22 protein-coding genes and 1 pseudogene are annotated in these 26555 nt (G+C 65.1%); 17 read left to right on the forward strand and 6 right to left on the reverse strand.

All coding sequences use genetic code 11. The annotated features are described in order from the left end of the window. Positions 1-12: 12 nt before the first annotated feature. The 6 genes and pseudogenes from KYG_RS13495 to KYG_RS13520 all read right to left on the reverse strand — a co-directional run bounded on the left by KYG_RS13495 (position 13) and on the right by KYG_RS13520 (position 6875). Positions 13-420: a Zn-ribbon domain-containing OB-fold protein gene (locus KYG_RS13495; protein ID WP_008905469.1), complete on the reverse strand. Its 408-nt coding sequence runs from the start codon at positions 418-420 to the stop codon at positions 13-15. Next, complete coding sequence (locus KYG_RS13500; RefSeq protein WP_008905470.1) at positions 417-1586, reverse strand: acyl-CoA dehydrogenase family protein; 1170 nt, start codon at positions 1584-1586, stop codon at positions 417-419. The genes KYG_RS13495 and KYG_RS13500 overlap by 4 nt, the downstream gene beginning before the upstream one ends. Beyond that, positions 1583-2749: an acyl-CoA dehydrogenase family protein gene (locus KYG_RS13505; protein WP_034694615.1), complete on the reverse strand. Its 1167-nt coding sequence runs from the start codon at positions 2747-2749 to the stop codon at positions 1583-1585. The genes KYG_RS13500 and KYG_RS13505 overlap by 4 nt, the downstream gene beginning before the upstream one ends. Before the next feature lie 26 nt (positions 2750-2775). Next, positions 2776-3943 (reverse strand): annotated as a pseudogene (locus KYG_RS13510) (acyl-CoA dehydrogenase family protein). Positions 3944-3958: 15 nt separating this feature from the next. Next, positions 3959-4801 (reverse strand): enoyl-CoA hydratase/isomerase family protein, encoded by an 843-nt coding sequence (locus KYG_RS13515; RefSeq protein ID WP_237707260.1) that lies wholly within the window; start codon positions 4799-4801, stop codon positions 3959-3961. Between the two features lie 16 nt (positions 4802-4817). After that, positions 4818-6875, reverse strand: coding sequence for an NADPH-dependent 2,4-dienoyl-CoA reductase (locus KYG_RS13520; RefSeq protein ID WP_008905473.1), 2058 nt, complete (start codon positions 6873-6875; stop codon positions 4818-4820). 164 nt (positions 6876-7039) lie between these two features. On the opposite strand from KYG_RS13520, the gene KYG_RS13525 reads away from it, so the two are divergent. From KYG_RS13525 to KYG_RS13605, 17 genes are all read left to right on the forward strand, one after another. After that, complete coding sequence (locus KYG_RS13525) at positions 7040-8206, forward strand: acyl-CoA dehydrogenase family protein (RefSeq protein WP_008905474.1); 1167 nt, start codon at positions 7040-7042, stop codon at positions 8204-8206. Beyond that, positions 8203-8991 carry an enoyl-CoA hydratase/isomerase family protein gene (locus KYG_RS13530; RefSeq protein WP_008905475.1) on the forward strand — a complete coding sequence of 263 codons (789 nt, stop codon included), beginning with the start codon at positions 8203-8205 and terminating at the stop codon, positions 8989-8991. Before KYG_RS13525 ends, KYG_RS13530 begins: the two co-directional genes overlap by 4 nt. 40 nt (positions 8992-9031) lie before the next feature. Beyond that, complete coding sequence (locus KYG_RS13535) at positions 9032-10639, forward strand: carboxyl transferase domain-containing protein (protein WP_008905476.1); 1608 nt, start codon at positions 9032-9034, stop codon at positions 10637-10639. Positions 10640-10705: 66 nt separating this feature from the next. Beyond that, the gene (locus KYG_RS13540; RefSeq protein WP_008905477.1) at positions 10706-12703 is read left to right on the forward strand and encodes a biotin carboxylase N-terminal domain-containing protein; all 1998 of its coding nucleotides are present in this window, start codon (positions 10706-10708) and stop codon (positions 12701-12703) included. Positions 12704-12721: 18 nt separating this feature from the next. After that, a complete protein-coding gene (locus KYG_RS13545) occupies positions 12722-13675 on the forward strand; it encodes a hydroxymethylglutaryl-CoA lyase (RefSeq protein WP_008905478.1) in 954 nt (317 codons plus the stop codon). 5 nt (positions 13676-13680) lie between these two features. After that, positions 13681-15276: an acyl-CoA carboxylase subunit beta gene (locus KYG_RS13550; RefSeq protein ID WP_085942579.1), complete on the forward strand. Its 1596-nt coding sequence runs from the start codon at positions 13681-13683 to the stop codon at positions 15274-15276. A gap of 10 nt (positions 15277-15286) precedes the next feature. Continuing rightward, positions 15287-16084, forward strand: a complete 798-nt coding sequence (locus tag KYG_RS13555) for a crotonase/enoyl-CoA hydratase family protein (RefSeq protein WP_008905480.1) — start codon at positions 15287-15289, stop codon at positions 16082-16084. Between the two features lie 25 nt (positions 16085-16109). Beyond that, positions 16110-18137, forward strand: a complete 2028-nt coding sequence (locus KYG_RS13560) for a biotin carboxylase N-terminal domain-containing protein (RefSeq protein ID WP_008905481.1) — start codon at positions 16110-16112, stop codon at positions 18135-18137. Then, positions 18134-19279 (forward strand): acyl-CoA dehydrogenase family protein, encoded by a 1146-nt coding sequence (locus KYG_RS13565; protein WP_008905482.1) that lies wholly within the window; start codon positions 18134-18136, stop codon positions 19277-19279. Before KYG_RS13560 ends, KYG_RS13565 begins: the two co-directional genes overlap by 4 nt. Positions 19280-19281: 2 nt before the next feature. Then, on the forward strand, positions 19282-20343 hold the full coding sequence (locus KYG_RS13570; RefSeq protein WP_139019384.1) for an MBL fold metallo-hydrolase: 1062 nt from the start codon (positions 19282-19284) through the stop codon (positions 20341-20343). Then, complete coding sequence (locus KYG_RS13575) at positions 20340-20816, forward strand: PaaI family thioesterase (RefSeq protein WP_008905484.1); 477 nt, start codon at positions 20340-20342, stop codon at positions 20814-20816. Before KYG_RS13570 ends, KYG_RS13575 begins: the two co-directional genes overlap by 4 nt. Next, positions 20813-21247 carry a PaaI family thioesterase gene (locus tag KYG_RS13580; protein WP_008905485.1) on the forward strand — a complete coding sequence of 145 codons (435 nt, stop codon included), beginning with the start codon at positions 20813-20815 and terminating at the stop codon, positions 21245-21247. The genes KYG_RS13575 and KYG_RS13580 overlap by 4 nt, the downstream gene beginning before the upstream one ends. Before the next feature lie 24 nt (positions 21248-21271). Then, complete coding sequence (locus KYG_RS13585) at positions 21272-22153, forward strand: SDR family oxidoreductase (RefSeq protein WP_008905486.1); 882 nt, start codon at positions 21272-21274, stop codon at positions 22151-22153. Position 22154: 1 nt separating this feature from the next. Next, entirely contained in the window at positions 22155-22856 is a 702-nt protein-coding gene (locus KYG_RS13590; RefSeq protein WP_008905487.1) for a transglutaminase family protein, read from the forward strand. Between the two features lie 51 nt (positions 22857-22907). Beyond that, entirely contained in the window at positions 22908-24134 is a 1227-nt protein-coding gene (locus tag KYG_RS13595; RefSeq protein ID WP_008905488.1) for an ABC transporter substrate-binding protein, read from the forward strand. A 1-nt stretch (position 24135) separates the two neighbouring features. Further along, on the forward strand, positions 24136-25029 hold the full coding sequence (locus KYG_RS13600; RefSeq protein ID WP_237707261.1) for an alpha/beta fold hydrolase: 894 nt from the start codon (positions 24136-24138) through the stop codon (positions 25027-25029). A 20-nt stretch (positions 25030-25049) separates the two neighbouring features. Then, a complete protein-coding gene (locus KYG_RS13605) occupies positions 25050-26555 on the forward strand; it encodes an AMP-binding protein (RefSeq protein ID WP_008905490.1) in 1506 nt (501 codons plus the stop codon).

Below are 26555 nucleotides of genomic sequence, written 5' to 3' on the forward strand. Positions count from 1 at the left end.
CCGACGCGGCGCTCATGGTGTGGCGCCCGCGGGGAAGAAGACCAGCAACTTGCCCTTGGCCGGATCGTCGATCACGCGCGCCTGCACGCGCATGCCGATGCGCACCTGGTCAGGCGCAATGCCATCGATGCGCGACATCAGCCGCGGCCCTTCGGCCAGGTCCACCAGCGCCACGTTGTAGTCGCCACCGGCTTGCGGCTTGCGGCGCACCGTGGTGCTGGAATAGACGCAGCCGACCCCGCTGGGTTCAATCCAGTCGAGCTGGGCCGAGCCGCAATGGGTGCACAGCGCGCGCGGATAAAATACATGCTGGCCGCAGGCCATGCAGTGCTGGATCTGAAAGCGGCCTTGCGCCAGCGCCTGCACGAACTGAGCATCCGGGCCGGGGCCGTCAAATGCCGGATAGCCCGATGCGCTCATGACGGCAGCCTCAGCACGCTGGCAGCCAAGATGTTGCGTTGCACCTCGTTGCTGCCGCCGTAGATGGTGGCTGGGCGCGCGTTGTAGAAGCTGGTCAATGCATCGGTTTTGCCACCGGGCAGGGCGGTGGATCCGGGCGTGCCACCACTCGATCCCATGACATCGACCAGCAGGTCGGCCAGGCGCGAATAGGTTTCGGTGCCGAACAGCTTGAGCATGGAGACATCGGGGCCCAGGGTTTCGCCACGTTTGACCTGCTCGATGAAGCGGCCATAGAGCGCGCCCAGGTCGGCCACGTCCAGCGCCAGCTTGGTGTAGCGGTCCACGAAGCCGGTGTCTTCGAACAGGCCGAGCCGCTGCGCGGCTTCCTGCACGCGCGCCAGCGCGTACTGGCTTTGCTTGGGGCTGCCCAGGAAGATGCGTTCGAAGCCGAGCAGCGCCTTGGCGATGGTCCAGCCCTTGTTGAGCTCGCCCACGATGTTGCTGCGCGGCACGCGCACGTTTTCCAGGAAGACCTCGCAGAAGTCTTCGCTGCCCGCGATGTTGCGGATGGGGCGCACCGTGATGCCCGGCGTTTTCATGTCGGCCAGCAGGAAACTGATGCCTTCCTGCTTCTTGGCCGTTTTGTCGGTGCGCACCAGCAGGAAGATGTGGGTGGCGTCCTGCGCCAGCGTGGTCCAGGTCTTTTGCCCGTTGACGATGAAGTCGTCGCCGTCGACCACCGCTTCGGTGCGCAGGCTGGCCAGGTCGGAGCCCGAATTGGGTTCCGAGTAACCCTGGCACCAGATGTGCTCGCCGGCAATGATTTTGGGCAGGTAGTAGGCGCGCTGGGTCTGGTTGCCGTGGTTGATCAGCAGCGGGCCGACCATGGTGATGCCCATGTCGGGCGCGCGCGCCACGCCCCAGCGCTCCTGCTCTTCGATGAAGATGATGAGTTTCTCGGGGCTCAGGCCCATGCCGCCGTACTGCGTGGGCCAGCTCGGCGCGACCCAGCCTCTTTCCGACAGCTTCAGGTACCAAGGGCCGATTTCGGACCAGCGCAGGCGCCGTTGCGGGTAGCGCCATTCGCTGGGGAAATGTTTTTCAAAAAATTCGCGCAGGGCGGCGCGGAAGCTGGCGTTGTCGAGTGCATTCCAGTCGGTGGCCCTGGAGGCGGTGGTGTTCATGCGTGCTCCTGCGCGGTGGCGTTTTGGGTGAGGTTGGCGTAGCGGCGGCGCTGCTGGGTGCCATTGCCCAGCCAGGCGGACAGCACCAGGGCACGCTGCAGGTACAGACCGATGTCGTTTTCATCAGTGACGCCAATGGCGCCGTGCAGTTGCACCGCTTCGCGCGCCACTTGCAAGCCGGCGTCCGACGCGCGCGACTTGACGCGGCTGGCCATGGCCGAGCGGGCGCTGGCGTCGCCGTCCGGGTCATCGAGCAGGGCCAGGGCCTGGGTCACCACGCTGGCGGTCAGTTCCTGCTGAATCAACAGGTCGACGGCGCGGTGCTGCAGCGACTGGAAGCTGCCGATCGGCTTGCCGAACTGGATCCGCGTGCGCAGGTAGTCTTGCGTCATGGACAGCATGCCGCGCGCCAGGGCCAGCAGTTCAACACTGGTCAATACCAGGGTTTCATCGTAGGCGCGGGTCAGCGCGGCCTCGGCGGCGGCCCCTTCGGCCAGCAGGTGGCTGGCGGGCAGGCGAACGCTGTTCAAGTCGATCTGTGCCGCATAGCTGCCGTCGGCCAGCGACTGGCTCGACAGGGTCAGGCCGGCCGCATCGGCCTGCACCCACACCAGGGCCAGACCTTGGGGGCCGGTGGCGCTGACGATGTAGCCGTCGGCCCCGGCGCCGGGGCGCACATGGCGCTTGCAGCCATTGAGCAGCAGGGCGTCGACCTGGCGCTCCAGCCTGGTCGCCGCCTGGCCCGGCCGGTCTTTCGTGCCGGTGACGTCTTCCTGCCAGGCCACAGCGGGCAGGGTGCGACCCTCGGCGAGCTCGGTCAGCAGACGTGTTGAGAGCTCGTTGGCACCCGCATGGGCCAGCAGCCGACCGGCAAACACCAGCACCGGCACCACCGGTTCCGGCGCGACCTGCGTGGCGAGCGCGGCGACGACCTCGCCCATCTCAGTGAAGCCTTGCGCGTATCCGCCCAGTTGTTCGGGCACCAGCAGCCCGGTCCAACCCTGTTCGGCCAGGGCGCCCCAGAAGCGGCGGTCGTAGCCCGGCATCTGCTGGCGCAGGGCGCGGGCGCGGTTGAGTGGTGATTCTTTGGTGACGAAACTGAGCGCGCTTTCGCGCAGCATGGTCAGTTGTTCAGCGCGTTCGCTGTTGTGGGTGGTGGTCATGATGGGGTGGTTGCTGGTCGTGAATGTCAATAGGATTTGGGCAGCCCCAGCACCTTCTCGGCGATGAAGCACAGGATGAGTTGCGGGCTGATCGGCGCGATGCGCGGAATCATCATCTCGCGCAGGTAGCGTTCGACGTGGTATTCCTTGGCGTAGCCATAGCCACCCAGCGTGGCCATGGCGCGCTGGCAGGCGTTGAAACCAGCCTCGGCCGCCATGTACTTGGCGGCATTGGCATCGGCGCCGCAGGGCAGGCCGTTGTCGTATTTCCAGGCCGCGCGCATCGCCATCATTTCGGCGGCTTCCAGCTCCATCCATGATTGCGCCAGCGGATGCTGGATCGACTGGTTCTGCCCGATAGGCCTGTCGAAGACCACGCGCTCGCGGGCGTAGTTGACGGCCACCTGCAGCGCCGCCCGACCCAGGCCGATCGCCTCGCCCGCGATCAGCACCCGCTCCGGGTTCATGCCATGCAGGATGTACTCAAAGCCGCGGCCCTCTTCGCCGATGCGGTCCTCCACCGGCACCCGCAGGCAGTCGATGAAGAGTTCGTTCGAGTCGACCGCCTTGCGCCCCATCTTTTCGATTTCGCGCACCTCGACAAAACGGCGGTCGAGGTCGGTGTAGAACAGGCTCAGGCCGAAGGTCGGTTTCTTGCAGTCCTCGATCGGCGTGGTGCGCGCCAGAATGAGCATCTTCTCGGCCACCTGGGCGGTCGATATCCAGACCTTTTTGGCCGGACAGCACATAGTGGTCGCCAACCCGCTCGGCACGGGTTTTCAGGCGGGTGGTGTTCAGGCCGGTGTTGGGTTCGGTGACGGCGAAGCAGGCTTTCTCCTTGCCCTGGATCAGCGGAGGCAGCATGCGGCGTTTTTGCTCCTCGTTGCCAAACACGGCCACGGGCTGCAAACCGAAAATATTCATGTGCACGGCCGATGCGCCAGACAGTCCGGCACCCGACTGCGAGATGGCCTGCATCATCACGGTCGCTTCACTGATGCCCAGGCCGCCGCCGCCATATTCCTGCGGCAGGCAAACACCGAGCCAGCCGCCGTCGGCCAGGGCGCGGTGCAGCTCGTGCGGAAAGCCGCCAACCTTGTCGCGTTCGAGCCAGTAGCTGTCGTCGAAGCGGGCGCAGATTTTGCCGATCGCTTCGCGGATGGTTTCGTGTTCTGGGTTGGGTGTGAAATTCATGGATGAGAACGCTGTTCAACGCCCGCTGAAACGTGGGGCGCGCTTTTCCAGAAAGGCCTGCACGCCTTCACTTGCATCGCTACTTCGGGCGCGAGCTTCAATCAGAGACCTCTCGAGCGCCATTTGCTCGTGCAGGTTGCGTCGCGCGGCGCCTTCGCACAGTTGCTTGATGCCAGCCATCGAGGCGGTGGGCGCACGGGCCAGTCGTTCGCACAGGGTTTGGGCGCGAGCGCCCAACTCGGCGTCAGGCACGACTTCGTCCACCAAGCCGAAGTCGAGGCATCGGCGAGCGTCGATGGGGTCACTGAGCATGAGAAGCTGGCGCGCGCGCAGCGAGCCGATGCGTCGGTTGATGAAGTGGGATGCGCCCATGTCAGGGGACAAGCCGATGGCTGCGTACCCTGTGCGCAGCTTCATTGATGCTGCCGCCAGAGCGAAGTCGCCGCAAAGTGCCCAGCCGATGCCGCCACCGCCGACCGAGCCGTTGATGGCTGTCACCACCGGCACCGGCAGTTCCGACAGTCGCAGTAGCGCCGGGTGCGCGATGCCCACGAGCTCGTCAATATAGACGTCGAGCGTTCCAGCGTGTTGGCGCATCTCGGCGATATCCCCGCCGGCGCAGAATATCGTTCCGCTGCCGGTCAGCAATACGACCCGCGGCTTTGCTGCGGCAATCTCGGCAACTGCGCGGGCCAGTGCAGCAGTGGACGCGAGAGAGATCGTGTGAGGGCCGTCGCTGCGGTCGAGCACGATCCGGCCAATGTCCCTGGCCACACTCCAACGTACGTTGTCAGCAGTTTGTTCTTCCATCAGTTGCTCCAGTTTTGAACCCGGCGCGAGAATGCGGTGTTGTCGCATTCGAAATGAAGTGGTTTCAGATGATCGCCAGACCGAGGCGTGTGCCCTGGTCAATGGCGCGCAAGGCGTCGAGTTCGGCGGCCAGCTCGGCGCCGCCGATGACATCGGGCGCGAGGCCGAGCGCACGCAGTTCGGCAACCAGTGCGTTCTCGCTGTCCTGGCCGGCACACAGGACGATGGTGTCCACGGCCAGCGTTTGCGGCATGCCGTTGATGCTCAGGTGCAGGCCGGCATCGTCGATGCGTTCATAGGTGCAGCCCGAGAGCGTGCGCAGGCCGCGCCGCGCCAACTCGGCCTTGAGCGCCCAGCCGGTGGTCATGCCCAGGCTGCGTCCGGGTTTTTCCGGCTTGCGCTGCAACAGGGTAACTTCGCGTGGCGAGCTGACCGGCTGCATCGGTTTCAGGCCGCCAGCGGCTGAGGGCGAGGTGTCAACACCCCATTCAGCGTGAAACTGCTCGACCGCCTGGGGCGCGTTGGTCGCCTTACCCGCATGCTCGTCATGCAGCAGGAAGGTGGACACGTCGAAGCCGATGCCCCCGGCACCGATGACCGCGACCCGGTGGCCCGCCTGCGCCCGGCCCGATAGCAGGTCGGCATAGCTCACCACCTTGGGGTGGGTGACGCCCGGGATTTGCGGCAGGCGCGGGCGCACGCCAGCGGCGATCACGATGCGGTCGTAGTGACCGGCAGCGAGAGAGGGGGCGTCCGCTCGGTTGTTGAGCTTGAGCGTCACACCGTGCCGCGCCACGCCCTGCTTGAAGTAGCGAAGCAGTTCATTGAACTCCTGCTTGCCTGGCACGGCCCGGGCCAGGTTCAACTGGCCGCCGATCTCGGATCCGGCCTCGAACAGGGTGACCGCATGACCGCGTTCGGCCGCGGTCAGCGCGCAGGCCAGCCCGGCCGCGCCGGCGCCGATCACCGCCACCTTGCGCGGCACGGCCCCTGGCGGCAAGAGCGAAAACTCCAGCTCGCGGCCGGCGCGTGGATTGACCAGGCAGGTGGCGGGGCGGTCGGCGAAGATGTAGTCCAGACAGGCCTGGTTGCAGGCGATGCAGGTGTTGATCTCGTCGGCGCGCCCCTGCGCCGCCTTGCGCACGAAGTCGGCATCTGCCAGGAAGGGGCGCGCCATCGACACCATGTCGGCGTCACCGCTGGCCAAGATTTCTTCGGCCACTTCCGGCGTGTTGATGCGGTTGGAAACGATGACCGGAATCGTCACCGCTTTCTTGATGCGGGCCGCCGCAAAGCGCCAGGCGGCACGCGGCACCACGTAGGCAATGGTCGGGATCCGTGCTTCGTGCCAGCCGATGCCGGTGTTGAGGATGTCGGCGCCTGCGGCCTGCACCGCCTGGGCGAGCTGGATGATGTCGTCAGACGGGGCGCCGCCCTCGACCAGATCGAGCGCCGACACCCGATACATGAGCAGAAACGGCGGCCCCAGGCGCTCGCGCGTGCGTCGCACGATCTCCACCGGCAGGCGGTGGCGACTTTCCATGCTGCCGCCAAATTCGTCGCTGCGGTTGTTCGTGCGCGTGACGGTGAACTGGTTGAGCAGGTAGCCCTCCGAGCCCATGATCTCGACGCCATCGAAGCCGGCGCGTTGCGCGAGTTCGGCGCAGCGGACATAGTCCTCCACCGTTTGCCAGACTTCGGCCGTGCTCAAGGCGCGCGGCGCGCGCGGGTTGATCGGGGAGGGGATGTCAGAGGCGCCCACGGGTCTGGCGATTTTTGCGTATCGCCCGGTGTGCAGGATTTGCAGAATGATCTTGCCGCCCTCGGCATGCACCGCCTGCGGGATCGGTCTGAGCGCATCGGCTTGTGCCGTCGTGACCAGCAGGGGACCGGTTTCATCCAGCAGGCCATCCTGGCAGGGGGCATAGCCGCCCGTGACGATCAGGCCAGCGCCACCGCGTGCGCGCTCGGCATAGAACAGGGACAGCCGGTCGATCGACCGGTCCAGCGACTCCAGGCGGGTGTGCATCGATCCCATCAGCGTCCGGTTGCCAAGGGTGTGCGCGCCGACCTTCAGCGCGGAGAGCAGCGTCGGAAAGAAAACGGTGGCTTCGGTGGACATGGAGAACGCCTTTTTAATAATCTAACTAACACCTGTTCGATGATATATCATACGGCGTCGACCAGCCATGCAATTGGCGAGCACCTCAAATTCTTCTTCCCGATTGACGGTGCGATGCAGGCGGCGACTTCGACTACAGACAACAGTCAATCAGGAGATTTCCCATGATGTTCGACGACGACCAGATGGCGCTGCGTGACGTGGCGCGCCGCTTTGCACGAGAGAAGCTCAGGCCCGATTACCAGAAGCGCGAATCGCAACCTGGCATCGACCGGGCCTTGTTCAAGGAAATGGGTTCGCTCGGTCTGATCGGTGTTGATCTGCCCGAGGAATATGGCGGCTTGGGCCTCAGTGGCGTCACGGCCGGCATGATCACCGAGGAAATTGCCTATGGTGACTTCAACGTCAGCTACATGCAGCTGCTCAGTTCGCTGATGGGCGCCATCATCCATGCCAATGCGTCCCCCGAGCTGGCGCGCACCTGGAACAGCCGGATCGTGGCGGGCGAGGCCATCGTCGCGCTGGGTCTGACCGAACCACGGGGCGGCTCGGATGCCGCCAATCTGCAACTCAAGGCGCGTCGCGTGGGCGACGAGTACGTGCTTTCCGGCGAGAAAACCTCCATCACTTTTGCCGACCAGGCCGATGCCATGGTGTTGTTCGCACGCACCGGCAAGCCCGAGGATGTCGCACGAGGCATCAGCGCCTTCCTGGTCGATCTGAATCAGCCCGGCGTGCAACGCACGCGCTTCAATGATGTTGGTAGCAAGATCATCGGCCGTGGTTCGGTGTTTTTCGACGATGTGCGGGTGCCGGTCGAGAACCGGCTGGGCGAGGAGGGCAAAGGCTTCACGCAGGTGATGCAGGGCTTTGACTTCAGCCGCATCCTGATCGCGCTGCAGTGCGTGGCCGCCGCGCAGGCCTCGATCGACGAAGCCTGGGAATACGTGAAGGAACGCCAGACCTTTGGCGCGCCGCTGGCGCAGTACCAGGGCGTGAGCTTTCCCCTTGTCGAGTTCGAGACCCTGATCGCCGCTTGCCGCCAGCTCTGCTACCACGGCCTGGCCCTGCGCGATGCCGGTCAGCCGCACACCGCGGAAGCGGCCATGGTCAAGTGGATGGGCCCCAAGACCGCTTTTGACGCGATTCACCAGTGCCTGCTGACCTTTGGGCACTATGGCTGGTCGATGGACCTGCCTCACCAGCAGCGCCTGCGCGACGTGATGGGCCTGGAAATCGGCGACGGAACGGCGCAAATCATGAAGCTGATCGTTGCCCGCGAGCGCGTGGGACGCGCCGCCGTGCAGTACGCCAAGGAGAGCAAGAAATGATTCAGACATCCCCAGTGGAGATCAGCCGTGCCGGCGCAGTTGGAATTATCGAGTTAGCCCGCCCCGAAAAATTCAATTGCCTGTCGATGTCCGTTCATGCGGCCATCGAGGCCGCCATCGACGGGTTCGAGAAATTCGACTCCGGTGTGCGCGCCATTCTGATCCGGGCGCAAGGCAAGCACTTCTGCACCGGCGCCGATCTGGATGAGGTGAAGTCGCTGCGTGGCGATCCAGCCAGGCTCAAGCACTTCATCAGCTATGGTCACAGCGTGCTCAAGCGCCTGGAACGCAGCGATTTGCCGGTGGTGGCGGCCTGCCAGGGTCTGACCCTGGCCGGTGGCAGCGAACTGATGCTGGCCTGCGACATCATCTTTGCGGCCAAGGACGCGCGCTTTGGCGACCAGCATGCCCAGTTCGGCCTGATTCCCGGCTGGGGCGGCAGCCAGCGCATGCCACGCATTGCGGGTCTGCGCCGTGGCCTGGACCTGTTCTTTTCGGCGCGCTGGATCGATGCCGCCACCGCCGAGCAGTGGGGGCTGGTGAACTATGTGGTCGAGCCTGAGCAGTTGGGTGAAGCGGCGCTGGCGTATTGCAGCAAGATCGCCACGCGCAGCCGCATCGGCATGGCCACCATGAAACGTTTGGCACGGCAAGGCATGGAGGGTTCGTCGGAGGTCGGTCTCCAGCTTGAGGAAGACCTGGCCAGCGCGGCTCTGCTCGATGACGACGTCAGCGAAGGTCTGGCGGCCTTCGAGGCACGCCGTACACCGGTGTTCAAGGCCTGAGCGGCTGAATGCTTTGTCTCGCGAATAGGCGCAATCACATATGACCATCCTTTCCTCCCGCATATCGACTTCCGACGACGAATTTCGGCTCAACCAAAAAGCCTACCAGGCCGTGATTGCGGACCTGCAAAGCCGTCGCCAACTGGCGCTGGCCGGTGGCCCCCCGAAAGCTCGGGAAAAACACCTGGCGCGCAACAAGATCCTGCCGCGCCATCGCGTCGAAGTGCTGCTCGATCCAGGTTCGCCTTTCCTAGAGGTCGGCATGCTTGCCGGCGAGGGCATGTACGACGGCGTGCCGCCGGGTGCCAGCATCATCACCGGCATCGGTCTGGTGCAGGGCCGTCCGTGCATGATCATTGCCAACGACGCCACCGTGAAGGGTGGCACCTACTACGGCATGACCTGCAAGAAGCATGTGCGGGCGCAGCAAATTGCTTGGGCACACCGCTTGCCCTGCATCACGCTGGTGGACAGCGGTGGCGCCTTCCTGCCGGAGATGGCCAACATTTTTCCCGACGTGGGGCAGTTCGGCAGCATTTTCAACAACCAGGTCCGCATGTCGGCCGAAGGCATCCAGCAGATTGCCGTGGTGATGGGGCCTTGCACGGCGGGTGGCGCCTACATCCCGGCGCTGTGCGACGAGGCGGTGATTGTCAAGGAGCAGGGCTATATGTACCTCGGCGGCCCCGAGCTGACCTTTGCCGCCACCGGCGAGACGGTGGATGCCGAGTCGCTGGGCGGTGCCAAGATGCATTGCAGCGTCAGCGGCGTCACCGATCACATTGCCGAAGATGACCGCCACGCGCTGGCCATCACGCGTGAAATCGTACGGGACTTGGGTGAGCAGCCCAAGCCACGCTGGACGCGTCAGCCGTCGGTGCCTCCGCGCTTCGATCCGCGCGAGATTTACGGCATCATCAGCCGCGACACCAAAATCCCGACCGACACGCGCGAGATTCTGGCGCGTTTCGTCGATGACAGCCGATTCCAGGAATTCAAGCCGATGTACGGCGACACCCTGCTGACCGGCTTTGCTCGCATCCATGGCCACGAGGTTGGCATCCTGGCCAACCAGGGCGTGCTGTTCCCGGAAAGCGCGATGAAGGCGGCGCACTTCATCGATCTGTGCTGCCAGCGAGACATCCCTCTGCTGTTCATGGCCGACGTGACCGGCTTCATGGTCGGGCGCGCCGCCGAGCAGGCTGGCATTGCCAAAGCCGGGGCCAAGATGATCACGGCGATGGCCTCGGCCAACGTGCCCAAGTACACCATCATCATGGGCGCCTCTTACGGTGCAGGTTACCTTGCGATGTGTGGCCGCCCGTTCAACCCGACCGCGATGTTTGCTTGGCCGACCGGCCGCGCGGCCATCATGGGTCCGGATCAGGCCGCCACGGTGATGGCACTGGTGCGCAAACAGATCAACAAGACCGAGGGAAAAGAGTGGACGCCCGAGGAAGAAGAGGCGTTCAAGGCGCCGGTACGCAAGATTTACGAAGACTTCCAGCCTGCTGCGAACTTCTCCTCGAATTTGTGGGTGGACGGCATCATCGATCCGGTGGAGACACGCGACGCCATGGGACTGCTGCTCGACCTCGCATCCCGTACTGCCGCCAAACCGACGCCGTTCGGTGTCTTCCGTTTTTAACCAGGACGCCAGCCATGCAACGCATCCACACCGTCTTGATGACCCACTTCGCCGCAGGAGTTGGGCATGCTTAAGAAAGTCCTCATTGCTAACCGCGGCGAGATCGCCTGCCGCATTGCCCGCACCTGCCGCAAGCTCGGCCTGGAAGTGGCCACCGTGCACTCCAGTGCCGACCGGTTTGCCCGCCATGTGCGTGAGATCGGTGAATCGGTCGAACTCGGGGGTGCAGCGCCCAGCGAGAGTTATCTGAACATCGATGCCATCATCGCGGCGGCCCGGCGTGTGGGCGCCGACGCCGTTCATCCGGGCTATGGTTTTGTCTCGGAAAATCCGGCCTTTGTGCGCGCACTGGATGCGGCTGGCTTGACCTTCATTGGACCCCGGGCCGACACCATCGAGCGCGTCGGCGGCAAAGCCAGTGCCAAGCGCGAGGCAGCCTGCCTCGGCGTGCCGGTCATTCCCGGCAGCGAAAGCGGCATGACCGACCCAGCCGAGGTGTTGAATCTGGTGCGCGGTATGAAGCTGCCCGTGCTGCTCAAGGCCGTGGCTGGTGGCGGTGGCCGTGGCATGGCGGTGGTCGAGACGCTGGAGGGGCTGGAGTCGCGCATCGAGAGTGCCATGCGTGAGGCCGAAAAAGCCTTCGGCAACGGCGAACTGATCGTCGAGCGCTACCTGCCGCAGGTGCGCCACCTGGAGGTGCAGGTAGCCGGTGATGGCCAGGGCCACGCCATCCACCTGTTCGAGCGCGAGTGCACCTTGCAGCGGCGCCATCAAAAAGTGATCGAAGAAGCGCCGTCCAGCGGTCTCAGCCCGCGCCTGCGAGAAGCCATCCTGGCCGACGCGGTCAAGCTGGCTTCTGGCGTGAACTACCGCGGCCTGGGCACGGTGGAGTTTGTCGTCACGGGCGAGGAACATTACTTCCTGGAAGTCAATCCGCGGCTGCAAGTCGAGCACCCGGTGACCGAAGAAGTCACAGGCCTCGATCTGGTCGAACTGCAACTGCGCATTGCCGACACCGGTACCTTGCCCCTGACGCAGGCCGACGTGCGCTGCATCGGTCACGCCTTTGAGGCCCGGCTGTGCGCGGAAGACGCCGATGCGGGCTTTTTACCGGCCACCGGGCGGCTGCAGGTGGTCGATTTTTCGCGCGCTGGCGTGCGCATCGAGTCCGGGGTGGACAGTGGCGACGAGATCTCGCCGCACTACGACTCGATGATCGCCAAGCTCATCGCGCACGGGCCTGACCGCGAGTCGGCGCGCCGGGCGCTGGTGGCCGGATTGCGCGAAAGCACGGTGATCGGCCTGGTCACCAACCTGGAATTCCTGCATGAACTGCTGGAATGGCCAGAGACCCGCGATGCCACCTTTCACACCCGCCTGATCGACGAGCGCCACGCGCAGCGCGGCGTGGTGGCGCCCGCCCCGCCGCCGCTTGAGCACCTGGCTGCGGCCGCGTTGCACTGGCTGGCGCAACGGCGTGCCGAGTCGCCCGCATTGGGCTGCTGGACCCTGGGGGACGGTTTCACAGGCTGGCGCCTGCGCAGTGGGCCGATTCAGGCCGCACCCCAGCCGGTCCTGGTGTTGAAGGCCGGCGCGGCCGAGTGGCCGGTGCGGTTTTCGAGGTGCGACGCTCAGGGCGCCTGCTCTCTGGTCATTGGCGAGCAGGAGGTGAACGCCTCGCTGCAGCCGCTCGCGGCCGGGCGCTCCCTGTTGCAGTGCGGCGGGCGGGCGCTGGAGCTGACGATCCGGGGCGATGCGCGGCAGGTCGAGCTCGCCAGCGCGCTGGGCAGCGGCGTGTTCATGGCGCAACCCTATCTGGGAGGGGACGCCGGTGACGCCGGCGCCAGCGGCCAGCTGGGCGCGCCGATGATGGGCAAGGTGGTGGCGGTCAAAGCGGCGGTCGGCGAGATGGTCGCTATCGGGCAGACCGTGATCGTGCTTGAATCGATGAAGATGGAGCTGCACGTTACGGCGCCGTTCGAAGGTAGCTTGAGCAGCCTGCGCTGCCGGGTCGGCGACATGGTCGAGCGCCACCAGGTGCTCGCCGAAGTCAGCCCCTCCTGATGGAAAGAGAAGTCAGCGATGAGCAACTTACCTACCTCCGTCGAGTTCCATGAGGAAGGCCCGCGCGAGGGCTTCCAGATGGAGCCAAAAACCTATCCGCTGGCGGATCGCGCCGCGCTGATTGATGCTTTGAGCGCCTCGGGCCTGAAGCAGATCCAGGTGGCGTCCTTCGTCAGTCCGCGCGCGGTGCCGCAGATGGTCGACGCATCCGAGTTGTTTGCCGCCATCACCAAGCGCCCTGGCACCCGCTACACGGCGCTCTGGCTCAACGACAACGGCTTCGAGCGTGCGCGCGCCTGCGAACAGGTGGACCTGGACGGCAAGCTGATGTTCTACACCACCGAGCCGTTTTCGCAGCGCAACAACAACTGCAGCGTGGCCGAGATGCGTGAACGCCAGCTCGGCTGGCTGGACCGCTACATCGCCCTGGGCATTCCGGTGGAAAAGGCCTACGTGATCACGGCCTTTGGCTGCAATCTCGGTGGTGCCGTGCCGCTGTCGGTCCTGACCGATCAGGTCCGCTGGCTGGTCGATGCCTGCGCCGACCGGCGTGTGCCGCTGCCGGTGGTCTACCTGGCCGACACCATGGGCTGGGCCCATCCCGAGGAGATCAAGCGCCGCGTCGGCGCGGTGCGCGCGATCGTACCGGAGGCGCAGATTGGCCTGCACCTGCACGACACGCGCGGCGTCGGCGGTGCCAACGTTTATGCCGCCCTGCAAATGGGCGTGCGGCTGTTCGACAGTTCGGTCGCCGGTCTGGGCGGCTGTCCGTTTGCGGGCCACACGCACGGTGGCGCGGCCGGCAATATCTGCACCGAAGACATGGTCTTCATGTGCGAGGAACTGGGCATCGAGACCGGGATCGACCTGGAGGCGCTGATCGAGGCGGCGCGGCTGGCCGAACGCATCATCGGCCGCTCCCTGTCAGGCCATGTGATGCACAGCGGCTCGCTCGCTGCAATGAAAAGATGACACAGATGACATCCCTAGAAAGCCGTATCGACACCCGCAGCGATTCCTACCACCAGGCGCTGGCGCACGGCCGCACCCAGGTCGAGACCTTGCGCACACGCCTGTCCGGGGTGGCCACTGGCGGGCGTGATGCGCACATCGGGCGCCACCACGCGCGCGGCAAGCTGCTGGTGCGCGAGCGCATCGACTTCATCGTCGATGACGGCAGCGCCTTCTTGGAACTCTCGCCGCTGGCGGCCTGGGATCAGTATGGCAACGAGGTGCCGGGTGCGGGCATCGTCACCGGCGTCGGCATGGTGGCCGGGCGGCCGTGCATGTTCATCGCCAACGACGCCACCGTCAAGGGCGGCTCGTTCTTCCATGAAACCGTCAAGAAACACGTGCGGGCGCAGGAAATCGCCGAGCGCCTGCGACTGCCCTGCCTGTACCTGGTGGACTGCGGCGGTGCCTTTCTGCCGGAGCAGGACCGCGTGTTTCCCGACAAGGACTACTTCGGCAACAGCTTCCACCGCCAGTGCCGCATGTCGCAGGCCGGCCTGCCGCAGCTCTCGGCCGTGTTCGGCGGCTGCACCGCGGGCGGCGCCTACATTCCCGCGCTGTCGGACGAAGTGGTGATGGTGCGCGGTAACGCACGCATTCATCTGGGTGGCCCGTCCATCGTCAAGATCGCGATCAACGAAGTGGTCGACGGCGAAACCCTGGGCGGCGCGGAGATGCACAGCCGTGTCTCCGGTGTCAGCGACCACCTGGCCGAGGACGAGCATCAGGCGCTGGCCATGCTCCGTCAGATCGTCGCCAGCCTGCCGCCCGAGCCGCCCATGGTGCCGCCGCTGCCGCCCAGCGCACCACGTTACGACCCGATTGAGCTCGATGGCGTCGTACCGGTCGACCCCAAACAGCCCTACGACGCGCGCGAAATCATTGCGCGGCTGCTCGACGGCAGCGCTTTCCACGAGTTCAAACCGTTGTGGGGAGATACGCTGGTGACCGGCTTTGGCGCGATCCACGGCCAGCCGGTCGCCATCCTCGCCAACAACGGCGCGCTGCTGGCCGAGTCGGCCCTGAAGGGCGCGCATTTCATCGAACTGGCCAACCAGCGCGGAGTACCGCTGCTGTTTTTGCAGAACATCCCCGGCTTCATGGTTGGCACCGAGGCCGAGCGTGGCGGTATTGCCAAGCACAGCGCCAAGATGGTGTATGCCATGGCCTGCGCGCGCGTGCCCAAGCTCACGTTGGTGGTTGGCGGCTCTTATGGCGCCGGCAACTACGGCATGTGCGGCCGCGGCTTTGAGCCCGAATTCCTGTTCGCCTGGCCCAGTGCCAGAGTTGCCACGATGAGCGCCGACATTGCCAGCAACGTGATGGTCGAGCTGGCGCGCTCTAACTTGCGCGGCCCGGCTGATGAGGCGCGGCTGCTGGATATCGAACGCAGGGTACGCGAGCAGTACGCGCGCCAGAGCGATCCCTATTACGCCACCTCCCGGCTGTGGGACGACGGTCTGATCGAACCCTCGGCCTCGCGCGATGTGCTGGGCCTGGCGCTGGCGCTGGCGGCGCGCCGTGCGTTGCCGAGTACGGCAACCCCTGTTTACCGCATGTAAGAGAACCTCTATGAACACCCCCACCTACGAGACCCTGCAACTGGTCGTCGACGCGCGCGGCGTGGCCCGCCTCACGCTCAACCGCCCCGACACTCATAACGCGCTCAACGCCACCCTGATCAGCGAGCTGCGCCGTGCCGTCGATTGGCTGGCCGCAGCGCCGGGCGTGCGCGCGGTGGTGCTCACCGGCACCGGCAAGACCTTTTGCGCGGGTGGTGACCTGGGCTGGATGCAGGACAACATGAAAAAGAGCCGGACCGAGCGCGTGGGCGAAAGCGGCGATCTGGCGCTCATGCTGCGCGCCCTGAACGAGCTGCCTATGCCCGTCATTGGCCGCATCAATGGCCCCGCGTATGGCGGCGGAGTCGGCATGATCTCGGTCTGCGACATCACGATCGCGGTCGATACCGGCATCTACTCGCTGACTGAGGTGCGCCTGGGCCTGCTGCCGGCCAATATCGCGCCCTACGTCGTGGCGCGCATGGGTGAAGCCAACGCCCGGCGCACCTTCCTGACGGCGCGCCGCATGAGCGCGGCAGAGGCGCAGCGCCTGGGCCTGCTCTCAGAAGTGGTGGCGGCCGATCAGCTCGACGCGGCCATTGAACGCGAACTCGCCGACCTGCTGCAGTGCGCGCCCGGCGCGGTGGCGGCCACCAAGAAGCTTGTGGCCTATGTGCAGGCGCACGATCTGCCCACCAACATGATCTACACCGCTGACAAGCTGGCCGACGCCTGGGAAACCGAAGAAGGGTGCGACGGCATCGCTGCCTTTTTTGGCAAGCGGCTGCCGATGTGGCGGCAGGTCTGAGTGTTGGCATGAAGGCGTGCGACTGATGTTTAACACCCTCCTGATTGCCAATCGCGGGGAGATCGCCTGCCGCATCGCCCGCACCGCGCGCCGCATGGGCCTGCGCACGGTGGCGGTCTATTCCGAAGCCGACCGCGAGGCGCTGCACGTGGCCCTGTGCGATACGGCCGTGCGCATCGGAGCGCCGGAGGCCGCGCGCAGCTACCTTGATGCCGCTGCCATCGTGGCCGCGGCGCGTGCCGCCGGTGCGCAGGCCATCCATCCGGGCTACGGCTTTTTGTCGGAAAGCCTGGCCCTGATTGACGCCTGCGAAGCCGTCGGGCTCATTTTTGTGGGTCCCTCGCGCGAAGCGATCCGGCGCATGGGCTCGAAGATCGAATCCAAGCGCATCGCGCTCGGAGCCGGCGTGCCGGTGGTGCCGGGCTACCACGCCGACGACCAGGACTCTGCGGTCTTGCAGGCGGCGGCCGGGGGCATCGGCTACCCGGTGCTGATCAAGGCCTCGGCCGGCGGCGGCGGCAAGGGCATGCGGGTGGTGCGCAGCGCGGCTGACTTCTCGGCCGCGCTGGATACCGTGCGACGCGAAGCAAAGGCTTCGTTCGGCGACGACCGCGTGCTGCTGGAACGCTACCTCGACGAGCCACGCCACCTCGAAGTGCAGTTGCTGGGCGACAAGCACGGGCATCTGGTCCATCTGTTCGAGCGTGAATGTTCGATCCAGCGCAACCACCAGAAAGTGATTGAGGAAGCGCCCGCGCCGCACCTGCCTCCCGCAGTGCGCGAGGCCCTGTTTTCGCACGCACTGACGATCGGGCACGCCATGGGCTACGACAGCACCGGCACCATCGAGTTCATCCACGACAGCCGCAGCGGCGACACCTTCTTTCTGGAAATGAACACCCGGCTGCAGGTCGAGCACCCAGTGACCGAGTTGACGGTCGGTATTGATTTGGTCGAATGGCAGCTGCGGGTGGCCACTGGTGAGCCGCTCGGCTTCGCCCAGCCGGACCTGTCGCAGCGCGGCTGCGCGATCGAGGCGCGAGTCTGCGCGGAGAATCCGGCGGCGGGTTTTGCGCCCGAGATCGGCGCCCTGATCGACTACCGCGAGCCGCGCGGCGAGGGCGTCCGGGTCGACAGCGGCGTACGCAGCGGCAGTCAGGTGACGCCCTATTACGACTCCATGCTGGCCAAGGTGATTGCCCATGCCGACGACCGGCCGACCGCCGCACGGCGGCTCGCCACGGCATTGGACAACACGGTGCTGCTCGGCGTGCACAGCAACCTCGGTTTTCTGGCCGATCTGCTGCGCCACGACCACTTCGCGCAAGTACTCACCACACACTACATCGAACGCGCCTTTCCCGCAGGCTGGCAGCCGCGCGCGGACGATGGGCTGGCCATCGCCGCTGCCGCCGTGCACGGCGTGCTGACCCAGCAGGCGGCGGCCGGGCGCTCGGCCTGGCAGTCGCTCGGGGCCTGGCGCGCGTCCGGCGCCGGGAGTGGCACTGGCAGCACGCAGGTGCTGCTCGAAGACGAGCAGCGCTGCGTGCATGAAGCCAGCGTGTCGCCGTTGGGCGAAGGCTGGCGCGTGCGCGTCGGCGATCTGGAGCTGAACCTGGGAGCGACGCTAACCGGCGACACCCTGGCGTTGCAGCACGACGGCCTGACGGTGCGCTTCACGTTGGCGCTGGAACAGCACGCTACGCAGGGCAAACGCGTGTGGCTGGCCGGGCCGGGCGGCACGTGGGCCTGGCGCCGGCTCGACCGCTGGCAGCGCGCACTCAAGGGCGCGGCGTGCGCCGATGATGAGCGGGGCGGCAATCGCCTGCTCGCGCCCATGCCCGGTCTAGTGACGCAGGTGCAAATCAGTGTGGGCATGACGGTGAACGCGGGCGACACGCTGGTGCAGATGGAGGCAATGAAGATGGTGCACACGCTCAGCGCGCCCGCGGCGGGCCGGGTCAGCGAGTTGCGTTGCCGCGTCGGTGACGCGGTGCGCGGTGGCGATGTGTTGGTAATCATGGAAGCAATGGAATCTGAGGAAAGGCAATGAACGAGCCGATTTATTTTGACGAGCAACACCGGCAGTTCCGGGACAACCTGCGCCGCTTTGTCGAGCAGGAGGTGGTGCCACAGGCAGCGCCCTGGGAAGAGGAAGGCATGGTGCCGCGTGCGGTGCTGAGAAAAATGGGTGAGCTCGGCTACCTCGGCGTGCGTTACGCCGAGCAATACGGCGGCTCGAATCTTGACACGGTGTACAGCGCGATCCTGGCCGAAGAACTCGGCCGTTCCACGTACGGCGGCTTTGCCGTGACGGTGATGGTGCACACCGACATGGCCTCGCCGCACCTGGCCAACTTTGGCACGCCAGAGCAGCTCGCGCGCTACCTGCCCGCCATCATCTGCGGCGAGAAGATCTGTGCCGTGGCGGTCACTGAGCCCGATGCAGGCTCTGACGTGGCTGGCATCCGCACCCGCGCGGTGCGCGACGGAGACCACTGGGTTATCAATGGCAGCAAGATGTTCATCACCAACGGCGTGCATGGTGACGTGTACTTCGTCGCCGCCAAGACCGACCCGACGGCCAAGGGCTCGCGCGGTATCTCGATCTTCATTGTCGAGAAGGGTACGCCGGGCCTTCGAGTCGGGCGCGCGTTAAAGAAAAGCGGCTGGCTGTGCAGCGACACCGCCGAACTGGTGTTCGAAGATTGCCGCATCCCGGCCGCCAATCTGCTGGGCGAAGAGAACAAGGGCTTCTACCAGATCATGCGCAATTTCCAGAACGAGCGCATGGTGCTGGGTGCGCAGATGATGGGCGAAGCCGCGCGTGCGATCGAGCTGACGCTGGCCTATGTGCGCGAGCGCAAGGCCTTCGGCGCCACGCTGTGGGACAAGCAGGCGATCCGCCAGCGCCTGGCCATGCGGGCAGCGCAGGTCGAGGCGGCCCGTCAGTTGGTTTACCACGCTGCCTGGCTCGATGCGAAGGGGCGCGAGTGCGTCAAGGAAGTGTCGATGGTCAAGGCGCTGTGCGGCGAGCTGCTCAACGACGTGGTCTATGACTGTCAGCAGTTCCACGGTGGCGCTGGCTATATGCGCGAGACGCCGATCGAGCGCATGGTGCGCGACGCCCGTGTCCAGGCCATCGGTGGCGGTGCCACCGAGGTCATGCTCGAAGAAGTGGCGAAACGGTTGTGAACATGAGCACCTCTCAAGCTACTTCAGTCATGGAAGAGCCGGTCGAGCTGCCGCTGAAGGAGGTCCTGCCCGGCATCCTGATGTTCACGCTGCCGGTGGACTATGGCATCGACCACGTCAACATCTACCTGATTCGCGAAAGCGAGGGTTGGTGCCTATTCGACACGGGTGCCGACTGCGAAGCCGCCCGTGCGCTGTGGCTGCGCGCCCTGAAGGGACCACTAGCGGCCGGCCTGACGCGCATCATCGTCTCGCACCACCACCCCGACCACCTCGGGCTGGCAGTGTGGCTGCACGAGCGCACCGGCGCTACCATCCTGATGCGCGAGGAAGAACGGACGGTGGCGGGGCAGACGCACGTGCCCAGCGCCGATGACCGCGCCTACTGTATCGACTTCATGTGCCGCCATGGGGTGGCGCCGGAGGATGCGCAACAGGTGGTGGGCGGGGTCTTGCAAAGCAACATGGCCTGCGCCGTGCCGGCGCGCGTCGAGCCGCTCGAAGCCGGCCAGACGCTGCGCATCGGCGAGCATGTGTTCGAGGTGCTGGTGCTGGGCGGTCACAGCATTGCACAGATTTGCCTGTATGCGCCCAAGTTGAAGCTGCTGCTCACGGGCGACCAGTTGCTCGAACGCATCACGCCCAACATCGGCGTCTGGCCCTATGGCGAAACCGATCCGCTGCCGCGCTATCTGAACAGCCTGCGCACAATTGCCGCGCTGGATATCGAGCACGTGCTGCCGGCCCATCACGACGTCTACCACGCCGGGGTCAAGCGCGCGCACGGACTGGTGGCGCACCATCAAAAAGCGTTGCGCAAGTTCATGGCGCGCCTGGGCGCGGGGGGCATGAATGCCACCGAACTCGGCTACGCCGTTTATGGCGCGCAGAGCGACCCGCTGCATGCTTACCTTGCCATGGGCGAAACCCTGGCGCACCTGCTGTGGCTGGAGCGCTCCGGCTACGTGCGCCATGAAGAAACGCTAGCCGCGACCCGCTGGTATCCGGTGACGGCGGCCGGCGAAGAGCCCACCCTCACCTTGTCTGGAGATATGTCGAGATGACAGAAACACACACCATCAACGAAGAAGAAATCGCCAAGAGATGGCAGAAGTTTGCCCATGTGTCTCCGTATAACCGCGAACTGGGCCTCCTGCCGCACGCAGCGCGAACCGACTGGTGCGTGCTCAAGGTCGAGTATCAGGAAGCGCTGGTGGGCGATCCGCAGACCAGGGTTTTGCATGGCGGCGTGATCACTGCGCTGCTCGACGCAGCGTTCGGATTCGCGATTTTCGTCAAGCTGCCAGAGATACGGCCGATGGCCACGCTGGACTTGCGCATCGACTACCTCAAGCCCGCCACGCCCGGGCGTGCGATTCTGGGAGGGGCCGTTTGCTACAAGCTGACTGCAGAACTGGCGTTCGTCCGAGGCGCTGCTTACCACGACACGCCGGACGACCCAATTGCCACCGCCGTCGGCATTTACATGTTTACTTCCGGGCGACCGGTATTGCGCAACGAGGATGTGCCACGATGAAATGGACCGAACAAATTGACCATGCGCGCGCCCAGGGTGACTGGAGCGAAGTGATCCGGGCGGTGCCCTTTGCGCGTTTTCTGGACTTGCGCATCGATGTCAAGGGCGAGGAGTTCACCTGCGTCCTGCCATTCCAGGAAAAACTGATAGGCAACCCCATCCTGCCGGCTCTGCATGGCGGAGCCACCGGGGGGTTTCTGGAGTGCGCCGGATTGTTCTACCTGCTGTGGCACATGGACAGCCGGGACTTGCCCAAGACCATCGATTTCAACATTGATTACCTGCGCTCGGGCCGTCCGCAGGACACCTATGCCAACGTCGTGATGGTCAAGCTGGGCCAGCGTGTGGCGAATCTGCGCATCCAGGCATGGCAATCCAGCCCCGATAAGCCCATCGCCCTTGGCCACGGCAATTTCATGCTGCGTGCCTGAGCTCATTACGAAGGAGACAAATCCATGAGCCAATCTGTTTACAAATCCGTGTTTCGCCCCGGCCTCTTTGCCGGTCAGACGGTGATCGTCACCGGCGGTGGCAGCGGCATCGGCCGCTGCACTGCGCACGAGTTGTCCAACCTGGGCGCCAGCGTGGCGCTGGTGGGCCGCAAGATCGAGAAGCTGCAGGCGGTGCAGGCCGAGATCGAAGCGGCGGGTGGCAAAGCCAGCATCCATGTCTGCGACATCCGCGACGAGCCGGGCGTCAAGGACCTGGTTGCCGACGTGATTGCGCAGCACGGCCGGATCGATGGCCTGGTCAACAACGCCGGCGGCCAGTACCCGCAGCCGGTCAAGGACATCAGCCTCAAGGGCTGGGAGGCGGTGGTGCGCAGCAACCTGACGGGAGGCTTTCTCGTCTCCCGCGAGGTCTACACGCAGTGGATGGAGGCGCACGGCGGCTCCATCGTCAACATCATCGCCGACATGTGGATGGGCATGCCCACCATGGGACACAGCGGCGCCGCGCGCGCCGGCATGCTGTCGTTCACCGAAACGGCGGCCTGCGAATGGGGCGAGTCGGGCGTGCGCGTCAACGCGGTGGCGCCGGGCTTTGTGGCCAGCAGCGGCTTTGACACCTACGAACCCGAGATGCAGGCCAAGTTCCGCATTTTGATGAAGAGTGTGCCGCTGCAGCGCTATGGCACCGAGGCCGAAGTATCGGCGGCCATCGTGTTCCTGCTGTCCGAGGCGGCGGCCTACATCACCGGCTCCTTCATCCGCGTCGATGGCGGTGTGCCCAATGCCCGTCAGACCTGGAAGCTGAAGCCGACGGATCGCTCCAAACCCTTCAACGGCTTTGCCCTGGCCAAGCCGCCGAAGTGCCTGAGCGCCAAGGATGAATGACATGGACGCGACGACGCAAACCACAAACACGAACGATCCGTCGGCTTATCTCGCGCCCGGCCGCTACGTGGACAGCGATCACCCGGCGGTGATCGCGTTCGCGCGCCGGGTGGCCGACCCCGGCCTGACGCCGCGCGAGATCGCGGTCAAGCTCTATTACGCCGTGCGCGACGAGTTTCTCTACGACCCCTACTACTTTGACACCACGGTCGAGGGCTTGAAGGGCAGCCACGTGATCGAGGCTGGGCGTGGCTTTTGCGTGCCCAAGGCGGCGTTGCTGGCAGCGGCTGCCCGTGTACTGGGCGTGCCGGCACGGGTGGGCTATGCCGACGTTCGCAACCACCTGACCAGCAAACGCCTGCAAGACCTGATGGGCACCGACTTGTTTGTCTTTCATGGCTACACCGAGCTGTGGGTCGACGGCCAGTGGCTCAAGGCAACGCCCGCTTTCAACCGCTCCTTGTGCGAGAAAGCCGGTATCCACCCGTTGGAGTTCGACGGCAGCGCCGATTCGGTCTTTCATGAATTTGATGTCAGCGGCCGACGTCACATGGAGTATGTGCAGGACCGCGGCGCCTACGCCGATCTGCCGCGCGAGGAACTGCTGGCCACGTGGCGCGAGCACTACAAGAGCTTCGCCGACTGGGGTCAGGTTGCAGGCAATGGTGCCGACTTTGAACAAGAAGTGGGCTCGGGATCGTGATCACCATGAAGTGAGTTGACAAAATTTTTAAACAGCCAAAAAGAGATAGCCATGAACCTGAGCAAATCGAAATTCGCAAACGCGTTGAGCGATCCTCGGTCGGGGCTTCAGCTTCGGCTGCCAAACGTGCGGGCAACCCTGCAAGCTGTGCAGGTTATTGCCGCGCTTTGTGTGACGCTGTTGGGGACCGGGCTTGCGCGAGCAGAGACTGGCGTAACAGCACAGACCGTCCTGATCGGTCAGAGTGTGTCGCTGACCGGGCCGCTTGCAGAAATCGGCAACGATTTCAGCGAAGGTTTCAAGGCGTACATCGACGAGGTGAACCGCCGTGGCGGGGTCTTCGGCCGCCGGTTGAAGCTCGTGCTAATGGACGACGGGTATGTTCCCCAACGATCACTGGCCAATACCGAAAAATTGATTGGTGAGGACAAGGTATTCGCGCTGGTCGGGAACTTGGGAACGGCCAATGTCACCGGTGTGCTGCCGCTACTGGAGCAACACCGTGTGCCATTGTTTGCGCCGTTCACGGGAGCAGACAGCCTGCGCCGCACGCCGAACCGGTATCTGTTCACCGTGATGGCTTCGTACGGTAGTGAAACAGAAAAAATGGTTCAGCATTTGACGACGACAGGGATCAAGTCCATCGCCGTCGCATACCTGAACAACGCTTTCGGACAGGAGGGGCTTGCGGGCGTGCAGGCGGCTATGAAGGACCGACAAGTAGCCCCGATAGCGAGTGCGGCGATCGCGACGGACGCTCGGGACGCCGCAGTTGCGGCGCAAACAATTGCTCTCGCGCGACCGCAAGCGGTCATTTTGACGACGGCCGGCAAGGCGACGATCGAATTCATTCGCGAGTTTAAGAAGACCGGAGTAGCAGCACAACTGCTGCTGCTGTCGGTGGCGGACACCAATCTCCTGGTCAATCAGTTCGGCAAGGACGCGACTGGCATCATCGTCACCCAGACGATGCCGGCGCCGTTCTCCAACAAGCTCGGCGTGTCGCGCGAATTCAACAAACTGATGAATTCCAACGGCAAGGTCAAGCACGTCGGCTATGCATCCATGACGGGGTTTGTTTCGGCCAAAGCCTTCGTTGAAGCGCTCCGGCTCACAGGGCCGGACCTGACCCGTGAGAAGTTCATGAGCGCCATCGAAAGTGCAAAAAACATGGATCTTGGGGGCTATGTCTTGCGTTTTGGTCCGGAAAAGCATCATGGTTCGACCTATGTTGAGATGACCATGATCAAGCCCGGCGGCTCGCTATTTGTCTACTGAAATGAAGAAACAAACCTTCCACATGAGCGTTACTGAGCGGCGAGAGTTTTTTGCTTTCGACGGGGGAGCCCTCGTCGCTGAGGTGTATGGCCCGGTCGGCGCTCCAGCGGTGTTGCTGCTGCACGGTGGCGGGCAAACCCGCCATGCCTGGGGCAAGGCGGCGCAGGTGCTGGGCGATGCCGGCTGGTACACCGTGGCGCTGGACTTGCCGGGCCACGGCGACAGTGCCTGGGCCACGGATGGCGACTACCGCATCGAGACGCTGGCCGACACCATGTGCTGCATCTGGCGCGAACTGGGCACGCCGCTGGCGGTGGTCGGCGCTTCACTGGGCGGCCTCATCAGCATGGCCGCAGTCGGCCGCGTCGATGCGCCGCCGATCAACGCGCTGGTGCTGGTGGACATTGCGCCGCGCATGGAAGAAGCCGGTGTCGAGCGCATCGTCAGTTTCATGCGGGCGCGGCCCGATGGTTTTGCGTCGCTGGAAGAAGCCGCGCAACACATCGCTGACTACCGTGGGCGGCCAATGGAAGGACCGATCGAGGGCCTGAAGAAGAACCTGCGTATGAATGTGCAAGGCCGCTGGAATTGGCATTGGGACCCGCAACTGATGAGCGAGGCCAACCACAACCACCGGCGCGACGCGGAGGGCTACGAGCGCGCCTTGCGCGGTCTGCAGGCGCCCACCCTGCTGCTGCGCGGCCAACGCAGCGACGTGATCAGCGAAGAAGATGCGCGCGCCCTGGTGCAAACCCTGCCGCGGGCGCGCTTTGTCGACCTCAAGGGCGCCGGCCACATGATCGCCGGTGATGCCAACGACGCCTTCGCCGCCAGCGTGGCGGCGTTTCTGCACGAAGTAATGCCGCCGGCGCCACCTCCGGCGAGTCGAAGCTGAATCTGAACGAGGAGCATGGAATGAGTTTGCGATCTTTTACGCTGCACGATCTCATCAAGCGCAACGCGCGTTTGTACGGATCGAACACCGCCCTGGTGTTCGGCGATCAGCGGGTCACGCACGCCCAGTATGCCGAGCGCACGGCGCGCCTGGCGGCTGGTCTGGCGGCCGCAGGCGTGGGCCAGGGTGACCGGCTGGCGATACTGGCCCCCAACTGCCTGGAATATGTCGACCTGTTCGGCGCAGCCGCCCAGTTGGGCGTGATCGTGGTGCCGATCAACTGGCGGCTGTCGGCCGAGGAGGTGGCCTATGTCATCGAGGACGTGGCGCCGCGGGTGCTGATCGTCGCCGATGAGTTCCAGGCCCTGCTGCCGCAGAGCGGCCTGGACGACAAGCTGCGCTACACGCTGGGCGTCGCGCCAGCGCCCTGGCAACCCGTCAGCGCCTTGTATCTCGATCGCACCGTGCCGCCCGCCGATCTGAATGACGATGAGGGGCTCGTCATCATCCACACCGCCGCCGTGGGCGGGCGGCCGCGCGGCGCGCTGCTCTCGCACCGCGGCCTGATCGCCGCCAGCCTGCAGACGCAACTGGCCTGGCAGTTGACCACTTCAGATGTCAATCTGGGCGTCTTGCCGCTGTTTCACGTGGCCGCCATCGGCTTCATGCTGGCCACGCAGCAGGCGGGCGGGGCGACGCTGCTGCTGACACGTTTCGATCCGCCCAGCCTGGTCAAGCATATCGACGAGGACGGCGGCAGCCTGATCGGCACCTTCCCGCCGATGCTGGGCGCCCTGCTGGACGCCGCAGCGGCCCAGGGCTCGGCACTGGACAGCCTGCGCGTGGTGTCGGGAATCGACGTGCCCGAGACCATCGCGCGCTTGCGCACCACCTGCCCCCAGGCGACTTTCTGGAGTGCCTACGGCCAGACCGAGACCTCGGGCTCGGTCAGTCTGGCGCCATTTGACGAGCGCCCCGGCAGCGCCGGGCGGCCCACCGCGCTGAACACGGTCGCAGTGGTGGACGAACTGGACCGCCCGTTGCCCACCGGCGCCACCGGCGAGATCGTGGTGCGGGGTCCGATGGTGTTCCAGGGCTACTGGCGCTGCGAAGCAGACAACGCTTTCGCGCTGCGCAACGGCTGGCACCACACGGGCGACATGGGGCGCATCGATGCCGAGGGCTACCTTTGGTACAGCGGGCGTTCACCGGCCAAGGAGTTGATCAAGCCGGGGGGCGAGAACGTCTATCCGGCTGAAGTCGAGCGGGCCATTCTGGAGCACCCGGCGCTGGCGCAGGTGGTGGTCCTCGGTGTGCCGGACGTTCAGTGGGGCGAGGCGGTCAAGGCGGTCTGCGTGCTGAAGGCAGGGTGCACGCTGAGTGCCGAGGAGTTGATCGAGTTTGTGGGCGGTCGCATCGCACGCTACAAAAAACCCAAGCACGTGGTGTTTGTACCGGCACTCCCCTTGGGCGGTGCCGATAGCATTGACCGCGCGGCCGTCAAGGCCGCGCACGGTGGCGCCTGA

Source organism: Acidovorax sp. NO-1, from assembly GCF_000238595.1.
Lineage (GTDB): Bacteria > Pseudomonadota > Gammaproteobacteria > Burkholderiales > Burkholderiaceae_C > Acidovorax.